Raw genomic sequence first — 14,935 nt, 5'->3', positions numbered from 1 at the left:
AACCAACCGGCCTCTCATCCCAATGCATGGCGGGCGATCATCGCCGCCAGCTGCGGCCTCAACGGTGCGGGCAGGTCATGCCCCATGCCCGGCATAATATGCAGCTTGGCGTTGGCGACCGCACGGGCGATCGCCACCCCGCCGGCCTTGCGCACCAGCCGATCGCGATCGCCGTGAATCACCAGCGTCGGCGCGGCGATGCGCCGGCTGTAACGCCGCAGATCGCCGCTGCCGAGCAACGCGGAAAGTTGCCGCTGCATGCCTGCCGGATCCACACCCCGCTTCAGCAACCGCGTCACCAGGGCATCCAGCTCCGCCTCCTCCGGTGGATAAGTCGCGGTGCCAAGCGCGCGCAGAAAGGCCTTCATCCCTTCCTGGCGCTGCTGCAGCGTCATATCGGCGGCAGGCCGGCGCACCAGCAACCACAGCAGCGAAGGCGCCGGCGGCGGCAACAGCGGCTGATTGGTGCTGGAAAACAAGATGCATAACGAGGCGACGCGCTGCGGGTATTCGGCGGCCAGCACCTGGGCGATCATCCCCCCCATCGAAGCGCCCAGTACGTGAGCCTGCGGAATGCGTAAATGATCGAGCAGATGCGCCGCGTCCGTTGCCATGTCCGCCAGGGTATAAGGCACCGGCGTTTGCCAGCCAAGCTGGGCGCGCAACATCAGCAGCCACAATGGCTGTGAGCGTTGTGCCTGCGTTTTTCCTGAAAGGCCGACGTCGCGGTTGTCATAACGGATCACCCGAAACCCCATGGACACCAGGGCGCGGCAGAAGTCGTCAGGCCACAACAGGAGCTGCGCGCCGATGCCCATGATGAGCAACAACGGCGGGTGCGTCTCATCGCCCCAGTCCTCATAGGTCAGCGGCACCTCGCCCTGTTCAGTCACGCCACAACGAATCGTTATCTCGTTCATTTTAAATCCCTTTTTCCTTGTCTGGCGGTCATTATAGCAGCAATCCCCCTCGCCACCGCCGCCCTGTACATTAGGTTACATGCCGAAACCAATCACTCACGGAAAGCCGGACGCCGTTTGCCTACTATCATCTCAACGGCCCCGCAGTGGGGTTGGTACCCAAAAGTCATGTTGAGGATTCTGCGATGAAAAAAGTATTAGCTCTGGTTGTTGCCGCTGCAATGGGTCTGTCTTCCGTGGCTTTCGCTGCCGAGGCTGCCACCACCGCACCTGCGGCTACCGCAACCACCGCCACCGCTGCGCCGGCTAAAGCTCAGGTGAAACACCACGGCAAGAAAGCCCCGGTTCAGAAAGCTCAGGCGGCCAAAAAGCATCACAAAAAAGCCGGCAAGAAAGCCCCGGCGCAAAAAGCCCAGGCGGCTAAAAAGCACCACAAGAAAGCCAGCCACAAAAAAGCGTAATATCGTGAGGGTCCCCTCACCGTTTCAGGCTTGACGTGTACGACACCCGGTTCACCGGGTGTTTTTTCATCGGGGGGTTCTCATTGATGCTGCGCCGCTACCTGTTCGAGATCGTTCTGACCGCCCTGATCCTTTGCGGACTGATCGCCGTCTTTTTTTACCTGTAGCCTGCCGCATCGCCGGCGGGAAATTATTGAAAAATCAATTATTGCCCATCCACATGGCTGCTAAATCAGTCTATAGTTAGCATTCAGTGTGTTTATGGATGATCCGTATTTGTCAGGCAAGAGATCTATGCGCATATCCGTTTTACTGTTGCTGTGTTCACTCCCGCTCATCGCTTCTCAGGCGGCACGCGCAGACGGCCCGTCCAAGGCCGAGCAAACGCGTCTGTTTTTCGGCAAAGATGAACGAATCAAGGTCACGGATACCGCCGCCAAGCCGTGGCAGGCCATCGGCCAGGTCGAAACCGCCAGCGGCAATCTGTGTACCGCCACGCTGATCTCCCCACACCTGGCGTTGACCGCCGGCCACTGCGTGCTGGCACCGCCGGGGCAATTGGATAAAGCCATCGCTCTGCGCTTCGTGGCGGGTGATAAGTCGTGGCAGTATCAAACCGACAATATCGAGACCCTGGTCGACAGCAAACTGGGCAAAAAGCTGAAGCCGGACGGTGATGGCTGGATCGTCCCGCCCGCCGCGGCCGCTTATGACTTTGCGCTGATCCGTCTGAAAGACAAAAAACCGCTGCCGATCGCACCCTTGCCGCTGTGGCAAGGCGACAGCAAGGCGCTGACTCAGGCCCTGAAACAGGCCAAACGGCTGATAACTCAAGCGGGCTACCCGGAGGATCATCTGGATGACCTCTACAGCCACCAAAACTGCAAGGTCACCGGCTGGGCCCAGCAAAGCGTACTGTCGCACCAGTGCGATACTCTGCCCGGCGACAGCGGTTCGCCGTTGCTGTTGAAAACCGCCGACGGCTGGCAACTGATCGCCATCCAAAGCTCGGCTCCGGCGGCGAAAGATCGCTATCGCGCCGATAACCGTGCCCTGGCGGTGCCCGGTATCCGCGAAGCGCTGGACGCGCTGGCGGCAGGCAAATAATCCTCTCTCAACGGCGCATTATGCGCCGTTGCTGTTTCTCTGCTCTGCGAATTTCAACTTGCGCCGCGCCGGCCGCTTGCCGGCCGGTGCGGCTGAGCTTAGCTCGAAAGCTGCTCGATAGTTTGCAGAATGCGCTTATCGGAGATCGGGTAAGGCGTGCCCAACTGTTGCGCGAACAGGCTGACGCGCAGCTCTTCTATCATCCAGCGCACCGCTTTTACTTCTTCCTCCTGCTGTCGCTTCGGCGGCAGCTTGTTCAGCCACTGCTGCCAGGCCTGCTGCACCTGCTCCACCCGCAACATCTGCGCGCGATCGCGGTGCGGATCAATAGCCAGTTTTTCCAACCGCCGCTCGATCGCCTGCAGGTAGCGCAGCGTATCCGGCAGGCGCTTCCATCCGTTGCCAGTCACGAAGCCGCGGTAAACCAGCCCGCCGAGCTGGGTCTTGATGTCCGACAGCGCCAGCGCCAACGACATGTCCACCCGGCCTTTCAGCCGTTTGTTGATGTTGAAGACCGCCGTCAGGATCTGTTCAACCTGCTTGGCCACCTCGACGACCGTGTCGTTCAGCTCGGCGCGGATCTGCTCCTGCAGCCGTGCAAAGTTTGCTTCTTGCCAGACCGGGCCGCCGTGTTCGGCGATCAGCTTGTCGATGCCGCACGATATGCAGTCGTCGATCAGCTCCAGCACCTTGCCGTACGGGTTGAAATAGAGCCCCAGCTTGGCTTTGTTCGGCAGTTTCTCATGCAGGTATTTGATCGGTGAAGGAATATTCAACAACAGCAGGCGACGCGTGCCCTGCCACATCGCCTGTTGCTGCTCGCTTTCGCTGTCGAACAGGCGGATCGCCACGCTGTCCTTTTCATCCACCAGCGCCGGGTATGCCTTCATCGAATAGCCGCCGCGCTTCTGCTCGTAAAACGCCGGCAATTGGCCAAAGCTCCAGACATGCAGGTTACTCTGCTCCAGTCCGTCATCGGCCACCGCCGACAGCGTCTCCTGCACCTTCTCTTTCAACTGCAGGCGCAAGGCGGCCAGATCTTTGCCTTCGCGCAGCGTCTGGTTTTTCTCGCCCACCACGCGGAAGGTCATCTTCAGATGATCGGGCACCTGATCCCACTGCCAGTCATCACGTGACACGGTCACGCCAGTCATGCGCCGCAGCTCGCGCTCCAGCGCGTCCAGCAGCGGCAATTCCAGCGCCGTTACGCGGCCAAGGAACGCCTCGGCGTAGTTCGGTGCCGGCACGAAGTTGCGACGCACCGGTTTCGGCAGCGACTTGATCAGCGCAATCACCAGCTCACGGCGGATGCCGGGGATCTGCCATTCGAAGCCCTGCTCCTCCACCTGGTTGAGGATCGGCAGCGGGATGTGCACCGTCACGCCGTCAGCGTCGGTGCCCGGTTCAAACTGGTAGCTCAGCCGCAGCTTGAGGTTGCCCTGATGCCAGAAGTTCGGGTAATCCAGCGCGCTGATCTTGTTGGCGCCGTCTTTGATCAGCATCTCTTTTTCGAAGTTCAGCAGATCCGGCTGCTGCTTGGCCGCGCTCTTCCACCAGCTGTCGAAATGACGGCCGGACACCACGTCGTTGGGGATGCGGCGATCGTAGAAGCCGAACAGCATTTCGTCATCCACCAGAATGTCGCGGCGGCGCGATTTATGCTCCAGTTCTTCCACCTCGGCGCGCAGCTTTTGGTTTTCGCGGAAGAAGGCGTGGCGCGTCTGCCAGTCTCCCTCTACCAGCGCATGGCGGATAAACAGCTCACGGCACAGCAGCGGATCGATGGCGCCGTAGTTGACCTGGCGCGCCGCAACGATCGGCAGACCAAACAGCGTGACCTTTTCGCTGGCCATCACCGCCCCCTGCGACTTCGACCAGTGCGGTTCGCTGTAGCTGTGTTTCACCAGGTGCTGAGCCAGCGGCTCGATCCATTCCGGTTCGATGCGCGCGGCGATGCGTCCCCACAGGCGGCTGGTTTCCACCAGTTCGGCCACCATGGTCCACTTCGGTGGCTTCTTGAACAGGCCGGAGCCGGGGAAGATCGAGAAGCGGGCGTTGCGCGCGCCGGTAAATTCCTGTTTGTCCGCATCTTTCTGGCCAATGTGCGACAGCAGGCCGGTCAGCAGCGCGGTGTGGACGCTGCGGTAGTCGGAAGGCGTGCTGTTGATCGGCAGCCCCAGTTCTTTCACCACCTGGCGCAGTTGGGTATAGATATCCTGCCACTCGCGCACCCGCAGGTAGTTGAGAAAATCGTTGCGGCACAGCCGGCGGAACTGACTGGAAGAGTTCGCCTTTTGCTGCTCCTGCAGATAATCCCACAGGTTGACGAACGCCAGGAAGTCCGAGTCTTTGTCGGCAAAACGGCGGTGTTTTTCATCCGAGGCCTGCTGCTTATCCATCGGGCGCTCGCGCGGATCCTGAATCGACAGCGCGGCGGTAATGATCATCACCTCGCGCACGCTGCCGCTCTTCTGCGCTTCCAGCACCATGCGCGCCAGACGCGGGTCGATCGGCAACTGCGCCAGCTGCCGGCCCTGCGGCGTCAGCTGATAGTGGCCGTTATCGGCGGTGGTGATCGCCCCCAGCTCTTCCAGCAGACGCACGCCATCCTGAATGTTGCGCTTGTCCGGTGCCTCGACAAACGGAAACGCGGCGATGTCGCCCAGCCCCAGCGAGGTCATCTGCAGAATGACCGACGCCAGGTTGGTGCGCAGAATTTCCGGATCGGTAAACGCCGGCCGCGAGAGGAAATCCTGTTCAGAGTACAGACGGATGCACACGCCCTCCGACACACGGCCACAGCGCCCTTTACGCTGGTTGGCGGAGGCCTGCGACACCGGCTCGATCGGCAGGCGCTGCACCTTGGTGCGGAAGCTGTAGCGGCTGATGCGCGCGGTGCCCGGATCGATGACGTATTTGATGCCCGGCACCGTCAGCGAGGTTTCCGCCACGTTGGTGGCCAGCACGATGCGGCGGCCGTGGTGCGACTGGAAAACCCGGTTCTGCTCGCTGTTCGACAGGCGCGCATACAGCGGCAGCACCTCGGTGTGCGGCAAATTGAGGCGGTTCAAAGCGTCGGCGGTATCGCGGATCTCGCGCTCGCCGCTCATGAAGATCAGAATGTCACCCGGCCCTTCGCGCCCAAGCTCGTCCACCGCATCGAAAATCGCCTGCAGCTGGTCGCGGTCGGTATCATCGCCGTCGTCCACCACCGGGCGGTAACGCACCTCCACCGGGTAAGTGCGGCCGGAAACCTCGATGATGGGCGCATTGTTGAAGTGGCGCGAGAAACGCTGCGGATCGATGGTCGCCGAGGTGATGATCACCTTGAGATCCGGGCGCTTCGGCAGCAGTTCGCGCAGGTAGCCGAGAATAAAGTCGATATTCAGGCTGCGCTCGTGCGCTTCATCGATGATCAACGTGTCGTACTGCATCAGCAAGCGATCCTGCTGAATCTCCGCCAGCAAGATACCGTCAGTCATCAGCTTGACCAGGGTGTTTTCCCCCACCTGATCGTTGAAGCGCACCTTGTAGCCTACGCTGCCGCCGAGCGGGGTTTCCAGCTCGTCGGCGATGCGGTTGGCGACGGTGCGCGCCGCCAGGCGGCGCGGCTGGGTATGGCCGATCAGCCCTTTCACCCCACGCCCCAGCTCCAGACAGATCTTCGGCAACTGGGTGGTTTTTCCCGAGCCGGTCTCCCCGGCGACGATCACCACCTGGTGGTCGCGGACAGCATTTAAGATGTCCTGCTTTTTCTGGCTGACCGGCAGGCTTTCCGGATAGGTAATGCGCGGGCAAGACGCGGCGCGCGCCTGCACTTTTTGCCGCGCCGTCGCGATGTCGCTTTCCACGTCGGCGGCGACCGCCAGCTGGGCATCGGGATTTTTGATTTTTCGTGCGCCCTGCAGGCGACGACGCAGGCGTTGTTGATCGCGGAGCATCAGCTCGCCCAGTTGGGCCGGCAGTGCCTCGAGCGGAGATTTCACGTTCGGTGTTCCTTGTTTCTTCGCCGCCAAGGCCAGGCTTGGCAACGGTTTAATGTTTTTTTAGCGATTTTTTTGCTTTAGCCGCACAGCCTATCACAAACGGCTTTCTCCCCCTACTTCCGCGAGTAAAGCGTCGCCATGTCATTCAATAAAATTGAACGGAGATCTCGAAATATTGCGCTATCACTGTTGGGGGAATGTGAATAGCATGTACTTCATGCAAGGGACGCTGAGTCCTGATGTCACTGTCACAACGTAAGGAATTATCGATGAGCAACGTATTGGTTCTGAAATCAAGCATCCTGGCGACCTACTCTCAGTCTAACCAACTGGCCGATTTCTTCGTAGAGCAATGGAGCAACGCCCACAGCGGCGACACCATCACCGTGCGCGATCTGGCCGCACAGCCAATCCCGGTGCTGGACGGTGAACTGGTCGGCGCGCTGCGTCCTTCCGATGCTCCGTTGACTCCACGTCAACAAGAAGCGCTGGCCCTGTCGGACGAGCTGATCGCCGAGCTGCAGGCCAATGACGTCATCGTGATTGCCGCACCGATGTACAACTTCAACATTCCGACCCAGCTGAAAAACTATTTCGACCTGGTTGCCCGCGCCGGCGTGACCTTCCGTTACACCGAAAACGGTCCGGAAGGCCTGGTAAAAAACAAACGCGCCGTGATCCTGACCAGCCGCGGCGGCATCCATAAAGGCACCCCGACCGACCTGGTAGAACCTTACCTGCGTCTGTTCCTGGGCTTCATCGGCATCACCGACGTGGAGTTCGTCTTCGCGGAAGGCATCGCCTATGGCCCGGAAGTGGCGACCAAAGCACAGGAAGACGCCAAGGCGGCCCTGTCTCAGGTGGTTGCTGCCTAAGACCCTGTGCAGGGGCGCCGAGCCCCTGCCGGACAAGAGGCAAGTCCTGTCAAACCTGCACTACCCTCATAATAATCATCTATCCGTATCTTTTGGCGCGCCAGACGGCGCGCTTTTTTTATTTCTTCAGCCACTGCCCGTTGATGCCGCGCACATACTCGCCGCTCTGCGCCCGCGTCACCAGCTTCTGCCCGGCCATGCGCGCCACTTCGTCGACGGCGATATGGTTGCCGTTCGCCACTTCCTGATACTTCTCGGCGCGGCCGGCGTTGATGCGTTTCACCAGCGCCAGGGTTTCCGCGTCCTGCTTCACCGGCGCGATGTAGCCGCTCAGGGTTTCACCTACCCGCCCTTGCTGCTTCGCCTCATCCAGCGTCAACGCCATCGCCATGCCACTGAACAACCAGGCGGCGCCGGCCAGCCACAAATAACGTTTTTTCATGTCGGCTCCTAGAACAGACCGCTTTGGGTTTTCAGCAGGTTTTCGACGTCCTTATCCACCTTGATATGAATTTCATGCTCGATCTTGACGTTCATATTGATGGTGATCGGATCCTTCGGCGTCGCCACCTCGATGCGCGGCACGCAGCCGCTCAGCAGCGAAACGCACAGCACCGCTGCCAGCGTCGACACACTCATGATTTTCATTGTTGCTCCCCAGGTTGTGAGAGGGCCTGCTCCAGCCACTCCTGTAAATTGTCGCCGAAGCGCAAACTGCGCCACAGCTGAAACACGTTTTCCTGATGGCGATAGTTCAGGATCACCTCGCGCTTGGCGCTTTTCTGCGGGTTGATGCCGTCGATGCGCGCGCTTAGCGTCAACTCGCCCAGGTTGTCGAGATCGACCCGGGCATGCGAACGGTTGATTTCCATGTAGCGCAGCCAGTCGATCGCCGCGCCGGTCGCCAGGTTATTGCTGCCGATGGCGTCGGCCATGTCTTTGTCCAGGCGCAGCGTCAACGTGCCGGCGTTGGCGATCCAGCCGTTTTGCACCAACCACTTCGGATGGTTCAGGAACAGCGGCAGCTCGCCGTCGACCCGGCCGGACATGGCGAACTGCTTCGGTTTCAGGGCGGTAAACAGCGCGCTGAGATCGACCTTATCCAGCTTCAGCACCGCGGCGTCATGCTGCGGCAACCGCAGCGCCGACAGGCTGATATGCCCGTTGAGCATGTCCACGCCGACGTTGCTCAACGTCAGCGGCTGCCCTTCGCTATAAGGATAGGTGCCCTGCAGATCGGCGGAAATGTTCTGCATCTCGAACAGGTTGGTGAAAGACTTGATGCGCAGCGATACCGGCTGTTTAGCTCCCAATTGCCAGTGATGCTGCTTGAAACGGTACGACAGGATGAAATCCAGGCCGCTCATTTCGCCGTCTTTCAGCCACATGCCGCCGTTTTTCACCACCCAGTGGCCACCGGCCTCGAACCCTTGTTCACGGGCGGCGGAAAACGCCGACTGCGCGTAAAACTCGCCGTCGCGCAGCGTGAGATTGAGATCCGGTGCCAACAGCGGTTGGAAGACCTTCAGCGACTGTTTCGGCCACCAGCCTTCGCCGCGCAGACGTTCGCCGTCCCAACGGCCGCGCAGCGCGATCGGCCCGATCTGTTGCGCCTGCAGCTTGCCCTGCATCTGGAAACTGTCCGGCGAACGGCCGTTCACCTGCAGCGCCAGCACCGGCGCCGGCAGATAGCCACCGTCGCTGAAGCTGACCTTATCCGCCGCCAGCTGGAATTCGCCGTTGAACTGCGGGCTTTGTTCATCACGCTGCCAGCGCAGCGGCTGGTTGAGGCTCAAGCGCGGCGCGGCGACCGTCACCAGACCGTACTTCAATTTGTCGAAACCGGTGGAGAGCTTGTCGAGCACCAGCTCGCTGTCCTGCCAACGACCGCTGCCGGCGACGTCCCAGGCGGCCTGCAGCGGCGGCAACCGGCCGTTGCCCCAGTAACGCCACTGCCAGTCACCCTTGTCCGGCCAGAAATCCTGCGCCTGGCCGTCCAGGTGGAGCTTGAAACGCCCCCAATAACTGTCGCTGGCGCTCAAAATCGCCTGCAGGCGGCCGGTGATGCCGGCGGCGGTCACCTTCACGCCGGCCAGCGGTAGACGCGCCTCTTCCAGCGTCATTTCCGGCGTCACTTTGCCCCACAGACGCAGCAGCGAACCTGGCTGCAGAACCAGCGTCGGGTTAAGAATGCTGCCGCCGATCACGCCCGGGATCGACGCGGTGGTGGAGAAATCGGCCAGATTGGCCTGCCCGGTCAGTTGGAAGCGCAGATCGCTGTCGGTCAACCCCACCTTGCCCGGCCCGAGGGTGAGCACCGCATTACCCTTGCCGTTGTGGCCGGCGGTGATCACGTTCAGCCGCGCGCTGATCTCCGTTTCATCCAATCCCTTGCTCCAGTCGTGCAGCGCGATGCTGAGGCCGCCGTTCAACGGCTGTCCGCTGTAGGGCCAACGCCACTCGCCCTGCTTGATGCTGACCCGCTGCGGGGTCACTTCCCACGGCAGCACCGCCAGCGGCCGATCGTCGCCTTTCTCGCTCACCGTCAACACGCCCTGCTGCTGTTGCCAGCGCATATCCAGCAAAACCGGTTTTTCCAGATAGGCCGTCTGCATTTCACCCTGCAACGCGCCCTGCTTCGGCAGGCTGGCCAGATCCAGCGGGAGAGTTATCTTACCGGCTAGGTGCAGCGGTTGCGCGCTGTTGGGCGGGACGACGGTCAGACTCTGCAACGTCAGCTGCTGTTTTTCATCCAGCCGCGCCTCGGCGCTGAGATTCGGTCCCCGATAATGCAGACGTTGCCCGTCGGGGCCGGAGGAAATCTGTAGCTTGCCGGCATAGCGCTGCCAGGGAATAAGCGTCAGATCATTAATGGTGAGATCCAGCGCCGGCAGTTGCCGCTGCAATTGATCGAGCGCCAGCGGCGCGCTGTTGGCGTCGCCGCCCGGCAGTTTTGACAAACAGGCGCTATCGACGCTGACCTTATCGCTCGACAGCTGCCAGCGGCCTTGGCGGTAAGCCAGCCGCGTCGGACCGACGTTGGCCAGCAGGCAATCTTGCGCGGTGAAACGTGCCCCCGGCAACGCCAGGCCGCCTTGGCGCCAATGCAACTTGCCCTGTAACTCAAGTCGGCTTCCCGCCGGCAACCAATGCGATAACACCCCCGGCAGCCAGCGCGGCAAAGTTTGCCATAACGCCAGCACCAGAATTGCACAGCCCGCCACGGTCCCTATGAATACTTTCAATCGCCTGGTCATTAAATGATTGCTTCGTTCCTGAGTTAGGCATTGGTTAAGTCTATGCCTGAATTGACAATAATGATGGCACGAATTTGACATAGGGTGAAGCTGAGCGGGGTCGCAAAGGCGATTTGCACCTTTTTAGCGCAAACGTGTGCGAAGTTGTAGATTTTCGTTACATATACATCACATAAATAGGACGGTTTTCAGACTTTTGTTATTGTCGTTACCGTTGATGATTAATAGTCTTGCAACCATTCTAATAAAAGTTTAGCTGCTAGCTAACTGTGTACTAGAGAAGCCATTCCCCACACCCCCGTGGGGATTTTTTTGCCGCTAATTTCAAATCACGGCCTCAATAAAAGCCTGTACTATGCGGCTGTCGCTCGCTTTACGCCAGATAGCATAAATATCGCTGCGCATTTCATTCCCGCACTCGGTATACGCAACCTCCCGCTGTCGCGCCAGGCTCTCAGGGACAAACGCATACCCCAACCCCGCGCTTACGCAGGCGAATATCACGTCATAGCATTCCACCTCCAGCAGCGCGGCGGGGATCACTTGCTGCTTTTGCAGCCAGGCGTCCACCAGATGGCGATAGTGGCATTGACGCGAATAAACATAGAGATCGCTTTTTGCCAACAACGCTGGCTGATACGCCCCGCCAATGAAGACCAAACGCTCCTGAAAAGCACGCCGGCTCTGCAGCTGCGGATGTTCTATCGGCCCATCTGAAAACACCACGTCCAGAGTTCCTTTTTGCAATTGAAACTCCAGATCCAGCGAATAGCCCTGCACCACACTCAACTGAACGCGGCGGTTCTGCGCACGGTAATGCGCCAACTTTTGCGGCAGATGATGACTCAAGGCGATATCCAGCGCGCCAAGCTTCAGTTCACCCTGCACCGGATCCTGTTCAAGCTGCGCTCGCGCCCGCTCTTCGATAGCCAAAAAGCGCTTGGCTTTATGGTAAAGCGCCCGGCCTTCCGGTGTGAGCGACAGTCGATTGCGCTCACGATCAAATAGCGTAACGCCACACGCCATTTCCAACTCTTTTAATTTCTTGGTCACGTTAGAGGGCACGCAAAACAGCCTCTCAGCCGCTGCCGTGAGACTCTCTGACTCAACCACCATGCAAAAGGTCACCAACTGAGCACGTTTCAACATCACAAACCTTCACCAAAAATGAATAGCAACGGAACTTTATTTCACTTTTAGTCAACCATCAAGTCCGTAGAATCCTCGCAGTCAGCACATTGCTGCCACCTGGAAATTCCAGTTTCATTATCGACTGAGGAAATAAACCATGATCACGCTCAATGTCTTTTTTCAGGTCAATCCGGCCAAACGCCCCGCGTTTCTCAGCCTGCTCAACACCATGGTGCAGGAATCCAATAAAGAAACCGGCTGCTCTTTTTACCAGCTTTGGCAATGCCAGAACGATGAAAACAGCTACGCGCTGATCGAAAACTGGGACGATAAGGCGGCGCTTTCGGCACACCAGAAAACCCCGCATTGGGTCGCCTTTAACGATGCCGTCAACGGGTACTTGACCCATGACTACGATGAGCATCATTACACGGAAATCGCTCGCTAACATCGCGTGAACCGGCCCAATGCGGGCCGGTTTCATCCTCCTGGTTGACCGAACAAACCCCACGCTGGCCAAACCGCTAACCAATTGTCGAATTTACTAAAATCTGTTAAATTGATCACAAAATCACGGTGGAGAAACCACGATGAAATTGGCGATATACAGTACCAAACAGTATGACCGTAAATATCTCGAACTGGTGAATCAGCAGTTTGGCTATGAGCTGGAATTCTTCGACTTTTTACTCAGCAAAAAAACCGCCAAAACGGCCGCCGGTTGCAAGGCGGTGTGTATCTTCGTCAACGACGACGGCAGCCGTGAAGTGCTCGAAGAACTGGCGGCACTGGGCGTCGAGATCCTCGCCCTGCGCTGCGCCGGTTTTAATAACGTCGATCTGGACGCCGCCAAAGAACTGGGCATCAAGGTGGTGCGCGTGCCGGCCTACTCGCCGGAGGCCGTGGCAGAACACGCGGTAGGCATGATGATGTGCCTGAACCGCCGTATTCACCGCGCTTATCAACGCACTCGCGACGCCAACTTCTCGCTGGAAGGGCTGATCGGTTTTAACATGCACAACCGCACCGCCGGCGTGATCGGCACCGGTAAAATCGGCGTGGCGACGATGCGCATTTTGAAAGGCTTCGGCATGAAGCTGCTGGCCTACGATCCGTTCCCGAGCGAACAGGCGCTGGCGCTGGGCGCGGAGTATGTCGACCTGAAAACGCTGTACGCGCAATCCGACGTGATTACCCTGCACTGCCCGTTGACGCCGGAAAACCACCATCTGCTGAATGCCGACGCCTTCGCGATGATGAAAAACGGCGTAATGGTGATCAACACCAGCCGCGGCGCGCTGATCGACTCTACCGCCGCCATCGACGCGTTGAAGCAGCAAAAAATCGGCGCGCTCGGGATGGACGTCTACGAGAACGAACGCGATCTGTTCTTTGAAGACAAGTCTAACGACGTGATTCAGGATGACGTGTTCCGCCGCCTGTCGGCCTGCCACAACGTGCTGTTCACCGGCCATCAGGCTTTCCTGACCGAAGAGGCGCTGACCAGCATTTCGCAAACCACGCTGCAGAACATCAGCCTGTTGGATCGCGGCGAAGCCTGCCCGAACCAGCTGAACGCCTGAGCGTAACTTCGGGGCGCCCTTGCGGCGCCCTGTTTATTTGAGAGAACGCAATGAGAAAAACCACGGTGGCCGCCCTTGCGACGCTGGTCCTAGGGGGATGCAGCATGAAACCACAGTCTACCGTCACACCCGGCGATCTGTTGCATCACAACTTCGTGTTGCAGAGCGTAGATGGTGAAGCGGCACAATCACGAACGGATGGCGGCCTGCTCAATTTGGAATTTGGCGAGAACCTGCATGTCTCCGGCGCGATGTGCAACCGCTTCTTCGGCCAGGGGCAGTTACGCGACGGCGTGCTGACGGTAAAACCGTTGGCCTCGACGCGCAAGCTGTGCCCTGATGAGCAGCGCAACCGCTGGGATCGGGTGATCGGCACCGTGCTCGAAAACGGCGCCGACGTGATGCTGAACGCGCAGCAACTGACGCTCAACGGCAGCGGCCACACGCTGGTTTATACCCTGCGCGACTGGGTGTATTGATCCGGGCCTGTCGCTGCGGGCTTACCCGGCGCAGCTGCCCAGGCCCAGCGTGCGTTCTTCGCACTGCTTGCCATTCGGCATTTGGCACATGCGCAGCGCTTCACCGTTCAGGTTATGCGCGATGGTAGTAACGCCACCGACCGCCGCGCAACCGGCGCTGGTCTGCAACGTATTGATTCTGGCACTGTTGCCCTGCTGTACTGGCTCTTCGTTATTGCTGCTGCAGGCGGCTAAAAGCAGCACGGCGCTGGCAAGCAACCATTTTGATGTCGTCATTATCCCACTCCTGAACCCGGAACTGCGCTGTGTAAAATCGCCATTGCTGATAACGCGCGTCACTTAGCGGACACGTTTCGCTATCTTTGATGCAAACTTGTTTAATCTAGCTCGATATATAAATAATGAAAATATATTCCAGCCATTATTTGTCATTTTTTTGCACCGGCCGGACATTTATTTTGTTTGCAGAATATTTCCGCCCCGGCGCGATACGCCAAACGTGACAGCGCCACCCTGTGCCTGGCCCCGGCCGCACGCAGAAAGTGATAACGTCACCGCTGCTGACGAAGAGATTTCTCCCGCGATATCGGTATTCATTATCTTCACGTGCTTTCAGTGAGACGACGCATTTTTTGCTACCGGAGAGGACGATATTTACGTCTATGCTGGCGGCGCTAAGTAATTAGCATTCCACTATTTTCAGTGAATGATGGCTGAATTCTTCAACCGGCGCGACTTGCTGTCACGCCGGCCTTTTTTCACATTAAAATAACACTCAGTGCACCGAGGCTTTAGACAGTAAATTAATCACCAGCACGCCGGCAATAATTAATCCCATGCCGACAATCGCTGGCCAATCCAATTTTTGCTGGTAAACGAATACCGCGGCGATCGACACCAGCACGATGCCCATACCCGACCAAATCGCATACACGATGCCCAGCGGCATGCTCTTGACCACCATCGACAGCCCCCAAAAGGCCACGCCGTAACCCAGCACCACCAGCAGCGACGGCCACAGGCGGGTAAAGCCCTCGGAGGCTTTCAACATGGTGGTGGCGATCACTTCCGCGACTATCGCCATCGTCAAATACATAAATGCGCTCATGATTTTCTTCTGTCAGTTTGCCGATGCG

The 14,935-nt window shown here is 58.9% G+C and carries 15 protein-coding genes; 6 read left to right on the top strand and 9 right to left on the bottom strand.

Annotated features, from left to right (window positions below):
* Window positions 1–14: 14 nt before the first annotated feature.
* Window positions 15–920, bottom strand: coding sequence for an alpha/beta fold hydrolase (locus N6G83_RS05035; protein WP_260514806.1), 906 nt, complete (start codon window positions 918–920; stop codon window positions 15–17).
* A gap of 185 nt (window positions 921–1,105) precedes the next feature.
* Between N6G83_RS05035 and asr the strand changes: the two genes are divergently transcribed.
* Both asr and N6G83_RS05025 read left to right on the top strand, forming a co-directional pair.
* Window positions 1,106–1,381, top strand: a complete 276-nt coding sequence (gene asr / locus N6G83_RS05030; RefSeq protein WP_025302975.1) for an acid resistance repetitive basic protein Asr — start codon at window positions 1,106–1,108, stop codon at window positions 1,379–1,381.
* A 294-nt stretch (window positions 1,382–1,675) separates the two neighbouring features.
* On the top strand, window positions 1,676–2,488 hold the full coding sequence (locus N6G83_RS05025; protein WP_043143623.1) for a trypsin-like serine peptidase: 813 nt from the start codon (window positions 1,676–1,678) through the stop codon (window positions 2,486–2,488).
* A 98-nt stretch (window positions 2,489–2,586) separates the two neighbouring features.
* Here N6G83_RS05025 and hrpA read toward each other — a convergent pair whose 3' ends face one another.
* On the bottom strand, window positions 2,587–6,474 hold the full coding sequence (gene hrpA / locus N6G83_RS05020) for an ATP-dependent RNA helicase HrpA (RefSeq protein WP_260514805.1): 3,888 nt from the start codon (window positions 6,472–6,474) through the stop codon (window positions 2,587–2,589).
* A gap of 269 nt (window positions 6,475–6,743) precedes the next feature.
* On the opposite strand from hrpA, the gene azoR reads away from it, so the two are divergent.
* Complete coding sequence (gene azoR, locus N6G83_RS05015) at window positions 6,744–7,349, top strand: FMN-dependent NADH-azoreductase (protein WP_015377994.1); 606 nt, start codon at window positions 6,744–6,746, stop codon at window positions 7,347–7,349.
* On the opposite strand, the gene N6G83_RS54905 is transcribed toward azoR, so the two are convergent.
* The 5 genes from N6G83_RS54905 to N6G83_RS04995 all read right to left on the bottom strand — a co-directional run bounded on the left by N6G83_RS54905 (window position 7,346) and on the right by N6G83_RS04995 (window position 11,755).
* Complete coding sequence (locus N6G83_RS54905; protein ID WP_373276032.1) at window positions 7,346–7,483, bottom strand: hypothetical protein; 138 nt, start codon at window positions 7,481–7,483, stop codon at window positions 7,346–7,348. The two genes, azoR and N6G83_RS54905, sit on opposite strands and share 4 nt — an antisense overlap.
* Window positions 7,468–7,791, bottom strand: coding sequence for a YdbL family protein (locus N6G83_RS05010; protein ID WP_025302978.1), 324 nt, complete (start codon window positions 7,789–7,791; stop codon window positions 7,468–7,470). Before N6G83_RS05010 ends, N6G83_RS54905 begins: the two co-directional genes overlap by 16 nt.
* An 8-nt stretch (window positions 7,792–7,799) precedes the next feature.
* Complete coding sequence (locus N6G83_RS05005; protein ID WP_025302979.1) at window positions 7,800–7,997, bottom strand: YnbE family lipoprotein; 198 nt, start codon at window positions 7,995–7,997, stop codon at window positions 7,800–7,802.
* Window positions 7,994–10,606: a YdbH family protein gene (locus N6G83_RS05000; RefSeq protein WP_147823854.1), complete on the bottom strand. Its 2,613-nt coding sequence runs from the start codon at window positions 10,604–10,606 to the stop codon at window positions 7,994–7,996. The genes N6G83_RS05005 and N6G83_RS05000 overlap by 4 nt, the downstream gene beginning before the upstream one ends.
* A gap of 324 nt (window positions 10,607–10,930) precedes the next feature.
* Complete coding sequence (locus N6G83_RS04995) at window positions 10,931–11,755, bottom strand: LysR family transcriptional regulator (RefSeq protein WP_080287156.1); 825 nt, start codon at window positions 11,753–11,755, stop codon at window positions 10,931–10,933.
* A 139-nt stretch (window positions 11,756–11,894) separates the two neighbouring features.
* On the opposite strand from N6G83_RS04995, the gene N6G83_RS04990 reads away from it, so the two are divergent.
* The 3 genes from N6G83_RS04990 to hslJ all read left to right on the top strand — a co-directional run bounded on the left by N6G83_RS04990 (window position 11,895) and on the right by hslJ (window position 13,799).
* Window positions 11,895–12,185, top strand: a complete 291-nt coding sequence (locus N6G83_RS04990) for a putative quinol monooxygenase (RefSeq protein WP_025302982.1) — start codon at window positions 11,895–11,897, stop codon at window positions 12,183–12,185.
* A gap of 142 nt (window positions 12,186–12,327) precedes the next feature.
* Window positions 12,328–13,320: a 2-hydroxyacid dehydrogenase gene (locus N6G83_RS04985; protein ID WP_025302983.1), complete on the top strand. Its 993-nt coding sequence runs from the start codon at window positions 12,328–12,330 to the stop codon at window positions 13,318–13,320.
* Between the two features lie 50 nt (window positions 13,321–13,370).
* Window positions 13,371–13,799 (top strand): heat shock protein HslJ, encoded by a 429-nt coding sequence (gene hslJ / locus N6G83_RS04980; protein ID WP_049205463.1) that lies wholly within the window; start codon window positions 13,371–13,373, stop codon window positions 13,797–13,799.
* 21 nt (window positions 13,800–13,820) lie between these two features.
* On the opposite strand, the gene N6G83_RS04975 is transcribed toward hslJ, so the two are convergent.
* Both N6G83_RS04975 and ssmE read right to left on the bottom strand, forming a co-directional pair.
* Window positions 13,821–14,075 carry a DUF333 domain-containing protein gene (locus tag N6G83_RS04975; protein WP_015377999.1) on the bottom strand — a complete coding sequence of 85 codons (255 nt, stop codon included), beginning with the start codon at window positions 14,073–14,075 and terminating at the stop codon, window positions 13,821–13,823.
* A gap of 499 nt (window positions 14,076–14,574) precedes the next feature.
* On the bottom strand, window positions 14,575–14,907 hold the full coding sequence (gene ssmE, locus N6G83_RS04970) for a multidrug efflux SMR transporter SsmE (RefSeq protein ID WP_025302985.1): 333 nt from the start codon (window positions 14,905–14,907) through the stop codon (window positions 14,575–14,577).
* Window positions 14,908–14,935 lie beyond the last annotated feature (28 nt).

The sequence above is a fragment of the Serratia sp. PL7 genome (genome assembly GCF_945957435.1).
This window is presented reverse-complemented; position numbering and strand designations above follow the sequence as displayed.

Coding starts and splice junctions, on each gene's coding strand:
- ssmE (WP_025302985.1), bottom strand. CDS start 14,907: ATGAGCGCATTTATGTATTTGACGATGGCGATAGTCGCGGAAGTGATC.
- N6G83_RS05035 (WP_260514806.1), bottom strand. CDS start 920: ATGAACGAGATAACGATTCGTTGTGGCGTGACTGAACAGGGCGAGGTG.
- N6G83_RS04995 (WP_080287156.1), bottom strand. CDS start 11,755: ATGTTGAAACGTGCTCAGTTGGTGACCTTTTGCATGGTGGTTGAGTCA.
- azoR (WP_015377994.1), top strand. CDS start 6,744: ATGAGCAACGTATTGGTTCTGAAATCAAGCATCCTGGCGACCTACTCT.
- N6G83_RS04985 (WP_025302983.1), top strand. CDS start 12,328: ATGAAATTGGCGATATACAGTACCAAACAGTATGACCGTAAATATCTC.
- N6G83_RS04975 (WP_015377999.1), bottom strand. CDS start 14,075: ATGACGACATCAAAATGGTTGCTTGCCAGCGCCGTGCTGCTTTTAGCC.
- N6G83_RS05005 (WP_025302979.1), bottom strand. CDS start 7,997: ATGAAAATCATGAGTGTGTCGACGCTGGCAGCGGTGCTGTGCGTTTCG.
- N6G83_RS04990 (WP_025302982.1), top strand. CDS start 11,895: ATGATCACGCTCAATGTCTTTTTTCAGGTCAATCCGGCCAAACGCCCC.
- hslJ (WP_049205463.1), top strand. CDS start 13,371: ATGAGAAAAACCACGGTGGCCGCCCTTGCGACGCTGGTCCTAGGGGGA.
- N6G83_RS05025 (WP_043143623.1), top strand. CDS start 1,676: ATGCGCATATCCGTTTTACTGTTGCTGTGTTCACTCCCGCTCATCGCT.
- N6G83_RS05010 (WP_025302978.1), bottom strand. CDS start 7,791: ATGAAAAAACGTTATTTGTGGCTGGCCGGCGCCGCCTGGTTGTTCAGT.
- asr (WP_025302975.1), top strand. CDS start 1,106: ATGAAAAAAGTATTAGCTCTGGTTGTTGCCGCTGCAATGGGTCTGTCT.
- N6G83_RS05000 (WP_147823854.1), bottom strand. CDS start 10,606: ATGACCAGGCGATTGAAAGTATTCATAGGGACCGTGGCGGGCTGTGCA.